We start from the raw sequence: 14,542 nt of genomic DNA, 5'->3' as shown, positions 1-14,542 counted from the left end.
CGGTGGCCGCCGGTGTTCACCTCCGGCCGGGACGGATGTCGCGGGCGGAGACGAGGTCGTCGAGAAGCTCGCGGCGGCCGGCGTAGCGGGTGGCGAGTCGTTCGGCCTGGTCCGGGGCCAGGCGGCCGAGGCGGACGGGGTCGGAGTTGTCCTGCATGTCCGCTCGCTTGACGACGACGGCGAGCGGGTCGGCGGCGACGCGGGCCAGGTAGTCCTGCATCGACTCGTCGGGACGGTGCGACAGGGCGTCCACGGCGGCGACGACCGGCGCGGGGTAGCCGGCGGCCGTGAGGTCCGCGAGCGTGGTGTCGCTGTCCTCGACGACGTCGTGCAGGACGGCGGCGAGCTGGGCGGTGTGCGGGTCCACGCCGGCGGGCTCGGCGGTGCGGGCGACCGTCGCCATGACGCGCAGCGGATGGCCGATGTACTCCTCGCCGCCCTTGTCGATCTGGCCGGCGTGGGCCCGGGTGGCGAGGGCGATGGCGTCATCCAGGGTCGGACCGGCGCTCGAACCGGCGGTCGAGCCGCCCGGCGCCGGGCCGGGCCGGCTGGGTTCGGCCGCGTCAGGGGTGGTCGAGGGCATGCCTCGACCGTACGACCTCCACGATGCCGCGAATTATGGCGCTGAGCTCATAGTCCCGGGGCGTGAACACCGCGGCCACGCCGAGTCGGGCCAACTCCCGCGCGTCCGCCGGGGGGATGATGCCCCCGACGACGACGGGGATCTCCCCGGCGCCGGCGGCACGCAGCCCGCCGAGCACCTCGGGCACCAGGTCCAGGTGGGCCCCGGAGAGCACCGACAGCCCGACGACGTGCACGTCCTCCTCGACGGCGGCGGCCACGAGCTGCCCGGGGGTCAGCCGGATCCCCTGGTAGACGACCTCGAAGCCGGCGTCACGGGCGCGCACGGCGATCTGCTCCGCGCCGTTGGAGTGGCCGTCGAGGCCCGGCTTGCCGACGAGCATCTTCACCGGCCGCCCGAGCTGCGCGCCCGTGCGGGCCACCAGGGCACGCAGCTCCTCGAGCCCGGTCCCACCCCCACCCCCTTCCCCGCCGACTCCGACGGCGCCGCTCACCCCGGTCGGTGCGCGGTATTCGCCGAACACCTCCCGCAGGGTGTCGGCCCACTCCCCGGTGGTGACGCCCGCCCGTGCGCAGGCCAGCGTCGCGGGCACGAGGTTCACCTCGGTGCCGGCGGCGGTGCGCAGCCCGAGCAGCGCCTCCCGGACGGCGGACGGATCACGCCCGGCCCGCCAGGCGGCGAGCGACTCCCGGGCCGCGGGCTCGAAGGCCGGGTCGACCGACTGGATCGCCGTGTCGAGCTCGGCGAGCAACGGGCTCGGCTCGGTCTCGGTGAACCGGTTCACGCCGACGACGACATCCTCGCCACTCTCGATCCGCGCGCGGCGGCCCGCCTGGGCGGAGACCAGCGCCGACTTCAGGTAGCCGCTTTCGACGGCGGCCACCGCCCCACCCATCGCCTGGACCCGGTCGATCTCGGCGGTCGCGTCCGCCACCAGCCGGCGCACCCGTTCCTCGACGACGGGCGAGCCGGTGAACAGGTCCTCGTACTCCAGCAGGTCGGTCTCGTGGGCGAGGATCTGCTGGACGCGCAGGGACCACTGCTGGTCCCACGGCCTGGGCAGGCCGAGCGCCTCGTTCCAGGCCGGGAGCTGCAGCGCCCGGCACCGCGCGTCCTTCGACAGGGTGACCCCGAGGGTCTCCAACACGATCCGGATGACGTTGTTCTCCGGCTGGGCCTCGGTCAGCCCGAGCGAGTTGACCTGCACGCCGTAGCGGAACCGGCGCGCGGAGGGGTCACTCACCCCGTACCGGGTGCGCAGCAGGTCGTCCCACAGCTCCCCGAACGCCCGCATCTTGCACATCTCCTCGACGAAACGCTCCCCGGCGTTGACGAAGAACGAGATCCGGGCGCACACCTCCCCCATCCGCGCGGCGGGGATCGTCCCCGTGGCCGCCACGGCGTCGAGCACGGCGATCGCCGAGCACATCGTGAACGCGAGCTCCTGCACCGGGGTCGCCCCGGCCTCCTGCAGGTGGTAGCTGCAGATGTTGATCGGGTTCCACCGCGGCAGCTCCGCCACCGAGTAGGCGATCAGGTCGGTCACCAGCCGCAGCGACGGCCCCGGCGGGAAGACGTACGTCCCACGCGAGAGGTACTCCTTGATGATGTCGTTCTGCGTGGTGCCGGTGAGCTCGGCCGGGTCGGCGCCCTGCTCCTGCGCGACGACCTGGTAGAGCGCGAGCAGCCACATGGCGGTGGCGTTGATCGTCATCGACGTGTTGGTGCGGGCCAGCGGGATTCCGTCGAACAGAGCGCGCATGTCGCCGAGGTGCGCGATCGGCACGCCGACCCGGCCCACCTCGCCGCGGGCGAGGGGATGATCCGGGTCGTAGCCGGTCTGGGTCGGCAGGTCGAAGGCCACCGACAGGCCGGTCTGGCCCTTCGCGAAGTTGCGGCGGTACAGCGCGTTGCTCTCGGCGGGGCTGGAATGTCCTGCGTAGGTGCGGATGATCCAGCCCCGATCCCGGGCTCCGCGCCCATCGCCGGCACCGGCGTCGGTGTGAGGCCCGGCGTCGGTGTGAGGCCCGGCGTCGACGCGAGCCCCGGTGTCGGGACGAGCCCCGGCGTCGGCGGGGCGGTTGGCGCCGGCCCCGGGGCGGGAGGACGGCTGCGGGGTGCGGGTGCCGTGCGGATTCGCCGAGCGGGTTGACAGGTCCGTCATCGCCGCCGCCTCCCTGGAGCGCTGCGCCGGGGTCGGTGACCGACCCACGGCAGGCGCGGGCGGGGTCATCACGCCGGCCTCAGCCCGCGCGGACCGCGGGCGACGAGTCAGAGACTAGGCCGACCCACCGAGCCCCGCCTGTCGGCGCGGCAGGCGGCACGACCGCCCGTGCCGGCCGACCCCCGGCCGGACCCGCCACCGGCCGCGCAGCCACCGGCCTGCGCAGGCGCCGGCCTGCGGCGCCTCCGGTTCAGCCCGCGCAGGGAGCCGGTTGGCCCTTCCACTCCTGGATGAGGGCCGCGGGAATCGCCGTGCAGGCGCCCGGGCCGTTCCTGACGACCGTCCACGGTCCCGTGCCGATCCGCCGCCACACGTGCGGGTCGGCGGGCGGGTTGGCGATGCTCGGGACCTGGATGCGGCCGATCGCCCAGTACTCGTCGTGCGCGGCGTCGGCGCCCTCGATGGCGCCGAAGAACATGCCCTGCGGCACGATGACCTGGGCGGCGGTGATCGTGCTGTTGCCCGCGGCCCTGATCTGCTCGGCGACCGTCCAGGACAGGGCCAGCCGAAGTGCGGTGGGGTTCGGCTCGTCGTCGACCCGCATCTGGTGCGCCCGGTTTGGCTGGCGTGTGCCGTCCCACGGTGCGGTGCGCAGGGCGGGGGTGAGCTCGGGCGCCGGCTGGCCGGACGAGTTGACCGTCGTGCCGTCGCCCGAGCCCCGGTCGGCGGTGGCGTAGCCGATGGTCACGCCGATCAGGACCGCGACGACAAACGCCGCGATCACGACGACCGGCCGCAGCTCACGCACGCCGAGAAGCCCCGCGGGTCGCGCACTGCGTTCGCTGGCGATATCCACCCGCGCGGGCACCTCCACGTCCTGCAGACCTCCGTCCGGCGTCCACCATGCCATCAGCCGGGCCAGTGACCCGAAAGCAGTACCCGATCAGCAGGTACCCGGCAAGCATGCCGCATCGGACGTCCAGCAGGCACGCGGGCGCGCCCGGGATGACGGTACGCATCCACCCAGGTTCGGTCCGCTTCGCTCGGTCGCCGAACGCGAGGGCGGCGCCGCGAGGCGGCTCAGGCGTGCCCGACGTGCACCAGCTCGGTCGACTCCTCGAACCGCAGCAGCCGCCCGAGCCGGTCCGCGGCGAACATCCGGCCCAGCGCGCTCGGTACGTCGACGAGCACCATGGATCGGCCCGCCGCCCTGGCCCGGCGCGCCCCGCCGAGCAGCACCCCGAGCGCCGCATGGTCGCCGAGCTCCAACCCGGCGACATCGACGCGCAGCGGCCCGCTGCCGTTGTCGATGGCGGCGTGCAGCAGGGACCGCAGCGCGCCCACCGTCCGCACGTCCACCATGCCCACCAGCCGCACCGCCTGCCCGGAGCGGCCGCCCGCCCCGCGCGGTCCGTACATGTGCACCACGTTCACGCCGTTGTTCATGTGGTCTCCCGTCCCCGGCCGCCCGGCACCCCCGCTCACCGTGACGCCGGCGCTACCAGCTATCCGCGCCGACCGCGGGTAGCACCCAGGTGCGGTTCCGCGCATGACGGACCGCCTCACGCCCTCTCACCTCGTCCGAACCGTCGTCGCTCGGCCACGGGGGGTCGGGGCCGGTTACCCCGATGATCCCAGCCGTCGCGGCGCGATGTTTCCTCTGTCGGATTCCGCGACGGGATCAGGACGGATCGGGGCGGGAACTCCTGCCGATCCGCCGTGCGTCTGGGACCATGGAGGCCGGATGTCGACGGGCGAGAAGCTCCGTCCGAGGGCTCCCGTGCGCCCCCGTGACCCGGCTGCGGCGCGGCGATTCGGAGGTGCCAGGTGGCCGTGAACTCGGCGCAGTACTTCGTCGAACCGGCGTTGGCGATGCTGACCGTGGGGCTGCTGATGGTCATGGCGCGCTGGGCGTCCACCCCGCTGCGGGCGCTGCCCCGCGGGGTCGTGCTCGGCCACGACTTCGGGCTGCTCGTCCCCGTCGCGGTCGTCGACACGCCGGCCGAGGTGATCCGGGCCCGGGCCGCCCTGCGCAGGCAGGGCATCCGCTCCACCTGGGCGATGGCGATGACCCCGCTGCACATCGACGCCGCCGGCAACATCCTGTCCCGGCCCCGGCAGCGCCGGCACGTGCTCGTCTTCGGCGCCGACGCGACCCGGGCCGCCCGTGCCCTGGCCACCCCGCCCGGCGGGCTGTCCTCGCAGACCTGAGGCGGCGCGGACCCGGACGGCAGCAAGACGGCGGCGACCCGGGATGGCAGCCGACCCGAGACGGCTGCTCAGGCCACCGCTCAGGCCACCGCCCGGTCGGAGACCCGCCGGATGTCGGCGCCGAGCGCGGTCATGTTCTCGACGAAGCCGGCATAGCCACGATCAATGTGGTACACGTCGGTCACCTCGGTCTCGCCCTCGGCGACGAGGGCGGCGAGCACCAGGCCCGCGCCGGCCCGCACGTCCGACGCCATCACCCGGGCCGCCGTCAGCCGGTCCGCGGGCCGCACGATGACGTGATGGCCGTCGGTGCGCAGGTCCGCGCCCAGCTTGTGCAGCTCGCGGCAGAACACGAAGCGGCTGTCGAAGACGTTCTCGGTGATCAGCGACGTCCCGCTGCTGATCGCCTCCAGCGCGATGATCTGCGGCAGCAGGTCCGTGGGGAACCCCGGGTAGGGCAGGGTCACGACGTCGATCGAGCGCGGGCGGTCCCGGCCGACCACGCGGAACCCGTCGTCACGGACGTCGATCTCCGCGCCGGCCTGCACCAGCTTCTCCAGCACGATCCCGAGATGCCCGGCCCGGCCGTGCCGGATCATGACGTCGCCGCCGGTCATCAGCGCGCCGATCGCGTACGTGCCGGCGACGATGCGGTCCGGCACCGTCCGGTGCTCGACCGGGGACAGCGCGTCCACTCCGTCGATCACCAGGGTGGACGAGCCCGCGCCGTCGATGCGCCCGCCCATGGCGGTGAGCATCGCGCAGAGGTCGGCGATCTCGGGTTCCTGCGCGGCGTTGTCGATCACGGTCGTGCCCTTGGCGAGGACGCCGGCCATGAGGAGGTTCTCGGTGGCGCCGACGCTCGGGAAATCCAGCCAGATCGACGCGCCCTGCAGCCGACCCGAGCAGCGCGCCACCAGCGCGCCGCCCTCGACGTCCACCAGCGCCCCGAGCTTGGCCAGCCCGTTGACGTGGATGTCGAGCGCCCGCGAGCCGATCGCGTCCCCCCCGGGCAGGGCGACCCGGGCCTCCCCGCAGCGGGCGACCAGCGGGCCGAGCACCGCCACCGACGCCCGGATCCGCCGCACGAGCTCCCCGTCGGCCGAGAACCCCGGCGTCTCGGGAACATCGATGGTCAGCCGGCCGCTGCCCACGTCGCGTTCGACCACTGCCCCGAGTCCGACCAGCACCTCGGACATCACCGTGACGTCGAGGATGTCGGGAACGGCGGTCAGGGTCGTGCGACCGGCGGCCAACAGGCTCGCGGCCATCAGTTTGAGAACCGAGTTCTTCGCGCCCGGGACGGCGACCTCGCCGGCCAGTCGGGTGCCGCCTGTCACGACGAAGCGCTCCACGGACCTCGATGCTAGGTCCTGCGGCAAAGATCTTCATCGGCACCCACCGGATTGACCCCCACCACCCTGCGCGCTTGCCTCATCCCGATCCGTCCGGGCTCACGACGGACACCCCGTCATGAGCCCGGACGAACGGCTCCCCCTCTACTCGGCGACCTCACGGCACAGCCCGGCCTGGATGGTCTCGCCGCGTTCGAGGACTCCGCCGGGGATCTGCCAGGCCCCGTTATCCCTGCGGCGGATGCACAGAATCGACCCGTTCTCGTGGAGTGTCACTCCGGCTACGCTCACCGAATGCATGTGCGGAACGTACTCTTTGCACCACGGAAATCGGGGTGAGCGGCAGTCTCCGTCAGCGGTTGGCGGACCTGCCGCCGGAGACCGATCCGGGGTTCGGCACCGCCGCTCGAGCGTTGCTGGCCGGGCCGGACGCGGGCGACGAGGCCCTTACCGCGATCATCGAGGACGCCGACCTGCCCGAGCAGACCCGGTTCAATGCCTTCTACTGCCTGCAGGCACGGGCCTGGCGACGCAAGGACCATCGCCGACACCGTGCGAACACGGACCGCTACCAGTCTCAGTTCGGGCGGCACCCGATGTTCTTCTATCTGCAGGCCGAGTACTACGCCGCGCTCGGCGACGATCCCGCGAACCTCGACGCCGCATTGACCTTTGCCGTCGAGGCCGTCCAGCGGTTGACGGGTGTTCCCGGTGTACTGCACTTGGCCGCCGAAGTCATCGCGGACCGTCATGAACGTGATCCTGACAGCGACCCTCGCCTACTGCTGGACGCCGAACGGCACGTCCGTCAGGCCATTGCGCTCAGCGACGGTCGGTACGCCCGCTATCACGCCACCCACGCCAGGATCGCCACGTTGCGGGGCGCGTTCACCGCCGCCCGCGCCAGCATCGCGCGGGCGATCGAGGACGAGGACTCGACCGGCGCCGAGTACGCCCTGCGCATCGGGGACTACCAGCTCATCCGGTCCCGGATCCAGTACGCCCAGGAGGCCGAACGGCTCGGCGCCCGACAGGAGGAGGCGACGCGCGAGCTGCGACAGATTCGCAGCCAGGTGCTGGAGATCATGGGTCTGCTCGCCGCCGTGATCGCCTTCATCACGACGGCGGCGAACATCGCGGCCGGCCAGCCGGCACGCCCGGCCGCCGGGTTGCTTACCCTGTCGGGCGGCGTCACGCTGCTGGTCTTCTGGGGCTTCCACGTCCTGCTCATCGGCACGGCGGGCGGCGGCGGGTCCCCCTGGCGTCGGCTCGCCCCCGCGATCGTCGGGGTCATACTCGTGGCGACGGGTTTTCTCATGACCTGATGGGGGCCGACGGGTGCGGGTGCTGCGGTCCATCAGTCGGTCGGACAAGCCGGATAACGAGGATGCGGCCGGCTGCCGTCCGGATGGGCTGTGGGTGATCGACGGCGCGACCCCACTGGGCGACGAGGTCCAGGTGGACGGTCGTTCCCCGGCGGCCTGGCTCAGCGCGGTGGCCGACGCGTTTCTGGTCCGGGTGCCGTGGGAGGGCCGTCCGCTGCGGGCGGTGCTGCGAGACCTCATCGGCCACGTCCGGGCCGAGGGGCGGCGAGCCGGGCTGCGGGCCGGCGGCTTCCCGACGGCCACGCTGAGCCTGGCCCGCGTCCTCGACGGCCAGCTCGATCTCTGCCTGCTCGGCGACAGCCCCGTCCTGCTGCGCCAGCCCGGCGCCGCTGTGATCGAGTTCGTTGATCCACAGTTCGCGGGGGTGGAGGAGGCGCTGCTCGACCGGGTCCGCGCCGAGCTCGACCGGGGCGACGCCGCCGCCGACGCCTACGCCCGCGCCCACAGCCTCAACCGGGAGCGTCGACGGTGGCGCAACACCCCGCGGGGTTCCTGGGTCCTGTCGGACGTGCCTGCCGCCGCCGAGCACGCCTTCGTCACCAGGCTCGCGGTGGCGCCGGGGACGGAGTTGGTCGCGATGTCCGACGGATACGCTCGCGCGCTGCTGCCCTTCGGCCTTGTCCGCGACAGTGCCGGGCTGCTCGACGAGGTCGCCGCCGGCCGCGAGGCGGAGCTGCTCGACCGACTGCGGGCGGCCGAGCGCGCCGACCCGAGCTGCGCGTGCTTCCCCCGCTTCGGGATGAGCGACGACGCGACCATGCTCTACGCACGGCTCTGACCCCGAAGGCGTCCCTGACCCCGAAGCCGGGCCTGACCCCGAAGCCGGCTCCGGCCTCGGACCTGACACCGTCGCCGGTCGGGCGGCGGCTCCTAGATCGGGCGGCGGCTCCCTAGAGTAGAGAGCATGGCGGTACACCTCACCCGGATCTACACCCGCACCGGGGACGACGGCACGACGGCGCTCGGCGACATGTCCCGGGTGGCGAAGACCGATCCGCGGCTGGCCGCCTACGCCGACGTCGACGAGGCGAACGCGGCGATCGGCGTGGCGCTCGCCCTCGGCGGACTCGCGGACGACGTTCGGGCGGTGCTCGGGCAGGTCCAGAACGACCTGTTCGACGTCGGCGCGGACCTGTGCACGCCGGTCGTGGCCGAGCCGGCCTATCCCCCTCTTCGGATCACCGCGGCCTACGTGGACCGGCTGGAGGAGGCGTGTGACCGCTTCAACGCCGACCTGCCGAAGCTCGACTCGTTCATCCTGCCCGGCGGCACACCGGGCGCCGCCCTGCTGCACACCGCCCGCACCGTGGCCCGCCGCGCGGAACGCTCCGTCTGGGCTCTGCTCGACGCCGAACCCGAGCGGACCGGCCCGCTGCCCGCCCGGTACCTCAACCGCCTGTCGGACCTGCTGTTCATCCTCGCCCGGGTGGCGAACCCGCAGGGTGACGTGCTGTGGCGGCCGGGAGCGCACGCCTGACCGGCCGCCCCGGTGGAGCCAGGCACATACCGGAGGGTCGACAGTCCAGTCAACCCAATTGTAGACTGGCGATCATGAGTACGACGGTGCGCGTGAGTGACCGGACGCGGCAGCGGGTCGCGGCCATGGCCGCGTCCACCGGCCAGCAGATGCAGACCATCATCGACGAGGCCGTCGAGGCCTACGAGCGCGAGCTGTTCTGGCGCGGGTTCGAGCAGGGTTACAACCAACTCGCCGACGACCCGGCCGCCTGGGACGACCTCGAGGCCGAGCGCTCGGCCGAGTCGCCGACCCTGCGGGACGGGCTGGAGTGATCTCACCTCGCCGCGGCGAGGTATGGATGGTCGACTTCGGTGAACCGATCGGCCACGAGCAGGGGCTGCGCCGGCCGGCGGTGGTCGTGTCCGCGGATCGGCTCAACCGCAGCCGCGCGGGCCTGTCCATAGTTGTTCCCGTCACCAGGACCCGCCGCGGGCTGCCCTCCCACGTCGAGCTCACGCCCGGCGGCACGGGCCTGCACCAGACGAGCTACGCCAAGGTCGAGGACGTCAAGTCGGTGTCGCAGCAGCGGTTCGACCGCCGCCTCGGCGTCGTTGGCCCCGACCACCTGCTCCGGATGACCGAGGCGCTGAAGTTCCTGCTGGACATGTGACCGCGACGGACCGGGACGGCGAGTCCCGAGAACGAGCGAGGGCGCGTCCCCCGCAGGGAACGCGCCCGTGACTGCCTCGAAGGCCCGACCCGACCCGACCCGGCCAGACGCCGGAACGGAGCCCGTCGGGCCCTAACCACTCAGCTCAGCGTGGCCGTCTCGGCCAGGATGCTGACGCCCTGGTGGGTGACGGAGATGAAGCCGCCGTCGACCTGCGCCGAGATCTCCCGCCCGCCGGTCTTGACCCGCACCATGCCGCCCGGGACCAGCACCCCGAGCAGCGGCACGTGGCCGGGCAGGACGCCGAGATCACCGTCGGTGGTCCGGGCGACGACCATGTCGGCGTCGCCGGACCACACCTCCTGCTCGGGCGAGACGATCGCCACCCGGATCGGCATTACAGGTTCTCCGCGTTCTTCTCCGCGTCCTCGATGCCACCGCACATGAAGAACGCCTGCTCGGGCAGGTGGTCGTAGTCACCCTGGGAGAGCCGCTTGAACGAGTCGATGGTCTCGTCGAGCGGGACGAACTTGCCGGGGATGTTGGTGAACTGCTCCGCGACGAAGAACGGCTGCGACAGGAACCGCTGGATCCGCCGGGCCCGGTTGACGAGGATCTTGTCCTCTTCGGAGAGCTCGTCGATGCCGAGGATGGCGATGATGTCCTGCAGGTCCTTGTAGCGCTGCAGGATCCGCTGCACCTCGCGGGCCGTGTCGTAGTGCTCCTGACCCAGGTAGCGGGCGTCGAGGATCCGGGAGTTCGAGTCCAGCGGGCTCACCGCCGGGTAGATGCCCAGGTCGGAGATGGACCGGTCGAGCACCGTCTGGGCGTCGAGGTGGGTGAACGTCGTCGCCGGGGCCGGGTCGGTCAGGTCGTCCGCGGGCACGTAGATGGCCTGCAGCGAGGTGATCGAGTGGCCGCGGGTCGAGGTAATGCGCTCCTGGAGCACACCCATCTCGTCGGCGAGCGTCGGCTGGTAACCCACGGCGGACGGCATCCGGCCGAGCAGCGTCGACACCTCGGAGCCGGCCTGGGTGAACCGGAAGATGTTGTCGATGAACAGCAGCACGTCCTGCTTCTGGACGTCCCGGAAGTACTCGGCCATGGTCAGCGCGCCGAGGGCGACCCGCAGCCGGGTGCCGGGCGGCTCGTCCATCTGGCCGAACACCAGCGCGGTGTCCTCGATGACACCGGCCTCGGTCATCTCCAGGAACAGGTCGTTGCCCTCACGGGTGCGCTCGCCGACTCCGGCGAACACCGACACGCCACCGAACTCCTTGGCGACGCGGCGGATCATCTCCTGGATGATGACGGTCTTGCCGACCCCGGCACCGCCGAACAGGCCGATCTTCCCGCCGCGCACGTACGGGGCGAGCAGGTCGATGACCTTGATCCCGGTGGTGAACATCTCGGTCTTGGACTCGAGCTGGTCGAACGCCGGCGCCTGCCGGTGGATCGACCACCGCGTCTCGGCGTCGACCTTGTCGACGTCGAGCGGGGTGCCGAGCACGTTGAACACGTGGCCCTTGGTCGCGTCGCCGACGGGCACGGAGATCGGGGCGCCGGTGTCACGCACGACGGCGCCGCGGACCAGACCGTCGGTCTGCTGCATGGAGATAGCGCGCACCGTGTTGTCGCCGATGTGCTGGGCGACCTCCAGCGTCAGCGTCAGCGTCTCGCCGCCGATCGTGCGGTCGACCTCGAGGGCCTGGTAGATCTCGGGAAGCTCGTCCGGCGCGAACTCCACGTCGACGACCGGTCCGATGACTCGGGCGACCCGGCCGATCCCCGGGGTCCGGCCCTCCGCCGTGGCCGGCGAGCTGGTGGTGACGGTCATGGCGTCCTCAGTTTCCCTCATTGCCCGTCGCCGCAGCCTCGGGCTAGCCGTTCTCTGGCACCTCCGGCGCCGCCGGCCTGGTGGGCGCGTCCCCGCCCGCCGTCCGCCGGCGCCGTACTTCTACGTAGTGGTCAGTCGGTGTCGTCTCGCCCGGGCACTCGAGGTGAGGTGGGTGCTCGTCCCCCGAAGGTGTCTCACCTCGACGATGCGCCCTCCCGCGTGAGGACGCCCCACTGTCAGTGTCACCCAAGGGATCCGGCGGCGCGACGACATGGGGGATGTCCTCGCCCAGCCGTGCGCCGCCGGTTCACGTCAGGAGGCCGAAGCCAGGGCGTTGGCGCCGCCGACGATCTCGGAGATCTCCTGGGTGATCGCGTCCTGGCGGGCCCGGTTGGCCTGCCGGGAGTAGCTGCGGATGAGGTCCTCGGCGTTGTCGGTCGCGGACTTCATCGCCCGCTGCCGCGCCGCCGACTCCGATGCCGCCGACTCGAGCATCGCCGCGTACAGGCGGCTTTCGACGTACCGGGGCAGCAGCGCGTCGAGGACCGCCTCCGCGGACGGCTCGAACTCGTACTGGGGCAGCGGACCGCCGGCCGGCGGCTCATCGGTCTCGGTCAGCACCATCGGCAGCAGCCGGCGCGCGACCGGGTTCTGCGCGATGGCGGAGACGTACTCGGTGTGGACGACGTGGATCTCGTCGACCCCGCCGTCCTCGGCGGCGGCGACGAACGAGGCGATCAGCGCGTCCGCGACCGACTTGGCGTCGGCGTAGGACGGCTGCTCGGAGAAGCCGGTGTACTCGCCGCTCATCGCCCGGCCACGGAAGCGGTAGTAGCCCACTCCCTTGCGGCCGATGACGTGCAGTTCCGGCTCCTTGCCCTCCGAGCGCAGCAGCTCGATGAGCTCGTTGGTGCGCCGCAGCGCGTTCGAGCTGTAGCCGCCGGCCAGCCCGCGGTCACTGGTGATCACCACGACCGCGGCCCGGGTGGGCTGAGGTCGCTCGGTGGTCAGCGGGTGGCTGATCGTCGTCTGCGACGCCACCGCCTCGATCACCCGGGTGATCTCCTCGGCGTAGGGGCGGGCCGCGGCGACCCGCGCCCGAGCCTTGGCGATCCGGGAGGCCGCGATCAGCTCCATCGCCCTGGTGATCTTCTTCGTCGACTGCACCGAGCGGATGCGCCGCCGGTACTCGCGAAGCTGCCCCGCCACGGATCAGCCCTCGTCGTCGGTGCGTGCCGGAGCCCGGTGAACCGGGATGGACTCCTTGCGGACCGCACCGGGGTCGAGCGGGCTGGCGGCGGGCTCGTTGACCAGCGGCCGCCCGTCGGACAGCGTGAACTGGTTCTTGAACTCGGCGATCGCCGCGGTCAGCTCCTGAATCGTGTCGTCGCCGAGCTTGCCGGAGACGAGGATGGCGTCGTAGACCCCGCGGTGGGAGCGGCCGACGTAGTCCAGGAACTCCGACTCGAACCGCCGGACGTCGGCCACCGGCACGTCGTCGACCTTGCCGGTGGTGCCGGCCCAGATCGACACGACCTGCCGCTCGATCGGGTACGGCTGGTTCTGCGGCTGCTTGAGCAGCTCGACCAGGCGCGCACCGCGGGCGAGCTGGTCACGCGAGGCCTTGTCCAGGTCGGAGCCGAACGCGGAGAACGCCTCCAGCTCGCGGTACTGGGCGAGGTCCAGGCGCAGCCGGCCGGCGACGGACTTCATCGCCTTGGTCTGCGCGCTGCCGCCGACGCGGGACACCGAGGTGCCGACGTTGATGGCGGGGCGGACGCCCTGGTTGAACAGGTCCGACTCCAGGAAGATCTGGCCGTCGGTGATCGAGATGACGTTCGTCGGGATGTAGGCCGAGATGTCGCTGGCCTTCGTCTCGATGATCGGCAGCCCCGTCAGCGACCCGCCGCCGAGCTCGTCGGAGAGCTTCGCGCAGCGCTCCAGCAGGCGGGAGTGCAAGTAGAACACGTCGCCGGGGTACGCCTCGCGGCCCGGCGGACGGCGCAGCAGCAGCGAGATCGCCCGGTATGCCTCGGCCTGCTTGGACAGGTCGTCGAAGACGATCAGCGCGTGCTGACCGTTGTACATCCAGTGCTGGGCGATCGCGGAACCCGCGTACGGCGCGATGTACTTGAAGCCGGCCGGCTCGTCGGCGGGGGCGGCGACGATCGTGGTGTAGGCCAGCGCGCCGGCCTCCTCCAGGGTGTTCACGACCTCGCGGATGGTCGACTTCTTCTGGCCGATCGCCACGTAGACGCACTTGACCTGCTTCGACGGATCGCCGGAGGCCCAGTTGTCCCGCTGGTTGATGATCGTGTCGATGGCCACCGTCGTCTTGCCGGTCTGCCGGTCGCCGATGATGAGCTGGCGCTGGCCGCGGCCGATGGCGGTCATGGCGTCGATCGCCTTGATGCCCGTCTGCAGCGGCTCCTTGACCGGCTGGCGCTGGACGACCGTCGGCGCCTGCAGTTCGAGGGCCCGGGTGCCCTCGGCCTGGATCTCGCCGAGACCGTCGATCGGCCGGCCGAGCGGGTCGACGACCCGCCCGAGGAAGCCGTCGCCGACGGGGACAGCGAGGATCTCGCCGGTGCGGCGGACCTCCTGCCCCTCCTCGATGTGCTCGGCCTCCCCCAGGATGACGGTGCCGATCTCGCCGATCTCGAGGTTCAGCGCGAGGCCCAGCACGCCGCCGGAGAACTCCAGCAGCTCGTTGGTCATCGTGTGCGGGAGACCCTCGACCCGGGCGATGCCGTCACCGGTGACGACGACCCGGCCGACCTCCTCCCGGCCGGCGGAGGTGGCCTGGAAGGAGTCGACGTACTCCCGTAGGGCGTCGCGGATCTCCTCCGGCCGGATGGAGAGCTCAGTCATCGCTTAC

The 14,542-nt window shown here is 72.1% G+C and carries 16 protein-coding genes; 6 read left to right on the top strand and 10 right to left on the bottom strand.

Going from position 1 to position 14,542, the window contains the following annotated elements:
- Nucleotides 1-16 precede the first annotated feature (16 nt).
- From AC5R91_RS24485 to AC5R91_RS24470, 4 genes are all read right to left on the bottom strand, one after another.
- Nucleotides 17-583: an HD domain-containing protein gene (locus AC5R91_RS24485; protein WP_495393653.1), complete on the bottom strand. Its 567-nt coding sequence runs from the start codon at nucleotides 581-583 to the stop codon at nucleotides 17-19.
- A complete protein-coding gene (locus AC5R91_RS24480) occupies nucleotides 564-2,747 on the bottom strand; it encodes a protein meaA (RefSeq protein WP_495393652.1) in 2,184 nt (727 codons plus the stop codon). The genes AC5R91_RS24485 and AC5R91_RS24480 overlap by 20 nt, the downstream gene beginning before the upstream one ends.
- A 250-nt stretch (nucleotides 2,748-2,997) precedes the next feature.
- Nucleotides 2,998-3,603: a hypothetical protein gene (locus AC5R91_RS24475; RefSeq protein WP_495393651.1), complete on the bottom strand. Its 606-nt coding sequence runs from the start codon at nucleotides 3,601-3,603 to the stop codon at nucleotides 2,998-3,000.
- A 224-nt stretch (nucleotides 3,604-3,827) separates the two neighbouring features.
- The gene (locus AC5R91_RS24470; protein ID WP_495393650.1) at nucleotides 3,828-4,193 is read right to left on the bottom strand and encodes an STAS domain-containing protein; all 366 of its coding nucleotides are present in this window, start codon (nucleotides 4,191-4,193) and stop codon (nucleotides 3,828-3,830) included.
- Between the two features lie 381 nt (nucleotides 4,194-4,574).
- Here AC5R91_RS24470 and AC5R91_RS24465 point away from each other — a divergent pair, with 381 nt between their 5' ends.
- Complete coding sequence (locus AC5R91_RS24465) at nucleotides 4,575-4,958, top strand: hypothetical protein (RefSeq protein WP_495393649.1); 384 nt, start codon at nucleotides 4,575-4,577, stop codon at nucleotides 4,956-4,958.
- An 80-nt stretch (nucleotides 4,959-5,038) separates the two neighbouring features.
- On the opposite strand, the gene murA is transcribed toward AC5R91_RS24465, so the two are convergent.
- Both murA and AC5R91_RS24455 read right to left on the bottom strand, forming a co-directional pair.
- On the bottom strand, nucleotides 5,039-6,298 hold the full coding sequence (murA, locus tag AC5R91_RS24460; RefSeq protein WP_495393648.1) for a UDP-N-acetylglucosamine 1-carboxyvinyltransferase: 1,260 nt from the start codon (nucleotides 6,296-6,298) through the stop codon (nucleotides 5,039-5,041).
- Nucleotides 6,299-6,457: 159 nt separating this feature from the next.
- Nucleotides 6,458-6,613 (bottom strand): NUDIX domain-containing protein, encoded by a 156-nt coding sequence (locus AC5R91_RS24455; protein WP_495393647.1) that lies wholly within the window; start codon nucleotides 6,611-6,613, stop codon nucleotides 6,458-6,460.
- Between the two features lie 35 nt (nucleotides 6,614-6,648).
- Between AC5R91_RS24455 and AC5R91_RS24450 the strand changes: the two genes are divergently transcribed.
- The 5 genes from AC5R91_RS24450 to AC5R91_RS24430 all read left to right on the top strand — a co-directional run bounded on the left by AC5R91_RS24450 (nucleotide 6,649) and on the right by AC5R91_RS24430 (nucleotide 9,827).
- Entirely contained in the window at nucleotides 6,649-7,638 is a 990-nt protein-coding gene (locus tag AC5R91_RS24450) for a hypothetical protein (protein WP_495393646.1), read from the top strand.
- A gap of 94 nt (nucleotides 7,639-7,732) precedes the next feature.
- Nucleotides 7,733-8,476: a protein phosphatase 2C domain-containing protein gene (locus tag AC5R91_RS24445; RefSeq protein WP_495393645.1), complete on the top strand. Its 744-nt coding sequence runs from the start codon at nucleotides 7,733-7,735 to the stop codon at nucleotides 8,474-8,476.
- Nucleotides 8,477-8,602: 126 nt separating this feature from the next.
- Nucleotides 8,603-9,175 carry a cob(I)yrinic acid a,c-diamide adenosyltransferase gene (locus AC5R91_RS24440; protein WP_495393644.1) on the top strand — a complete coding sequence of 191 codons (573 nt, stop codon included), beginning with the start codon at nucleotides 8,603-8,605 and terminating at the stop codon, nucleotides 9,173-9,175.
- Nucleotides 9,176-9,267: 92 nt separating this feature from the next.
- Entirely contained in the window at nucleotides 9,268-9,489 is a 222-nt protein-coding gene (locus AC5R91_RS24435) for a hypothetical protein (RefSeq protein ID WP_495393643.1), read from the top strand.
- A complete protein-coding gene (locus AC5R91_RS24430; protein ID WP_495393642.1) occupies nucleotides 9,486-9,827 on the top strand; it encodes a type II toxin-antitoxin system PemK/MazF family toxin in 342 nt (113 codons plus the stop codon). The genes AC5R91_RS24435 and AC5R91_RS24430 overlap by 4 nt, the downstream gene beginning before the upstream one ends.
- A gap of 140 nt (nucleotides 9,828-9,967) precedes the next feature.
- On the opposite strand, the gene AC5R91_RS24425 is transcribed toward AC5R91_RS24430, so the two are convergent.
- From AC5R91_RS24425 to atpA, 4 genes are all read right to left on the bottom strand, one after another.
- Complete coding sequence (locus tag AC5R91_RS24425) at nucleotides 9,968-10,225, bottom strand: F0F1 ATP synthase subunit epsilon (RefSeq protein WP_495393641.1); 258 nt, start codon at nucleotides 10,223-10,225, stop codon at nucleotides 9,968-9,970.
- A complete protein-coding gene (atpD, locus tag AC5R91_RS24420) occupies nucleotides 10,225-11,664 on the bottom strand; it encodes a F0F1 ATP synthase subunit beta (RefSeq protein ID WP_041939784.1) in 1,440 nt (479 codons plus the stop codon). The genes AC5R91_RS24425 and atpD overlap by 1 nt, the downstream gene beginning before the upstream one ends.
- Before the next feature lie 312 nt (nucleotides 11,665-11,976).
- Nucleotides 11,977-12,873, bottom strand: coding sequence for a F0F1 ATP synthase subunit gamma (locus AC5R91_RS24415; protein ID WP_495393640.1), 897 nt, complete (start codon nucleotides 12,871-12,873; stop codon nucleotides 11,977-11,979).
- Between the two features lie 3 nt (nucleotides 12,874-12,876).
- Nucleotides 12,877-14,535, bottom strand: coding sequence for a F0F1 ATP synthase subunit alpha (atpA, locus tag AC5R91_RS24410; RefSeq protein WP_495393639.1), 1,659 nt, complete (start codon nucleotides 14,533-14,535; stop codon nucleotides 12,877-12,879).
- Nucleotides 14,536-14,542 lie beyond the last annotated feature (7 nt).

This window comes from Frankia sp. BMG5.60, from assembly GCF_059428125.1.
Note: the sequence above shows the minus strand (reverse complement) of the source record. Positions and strands in the feature narration are given on the sequence as shown.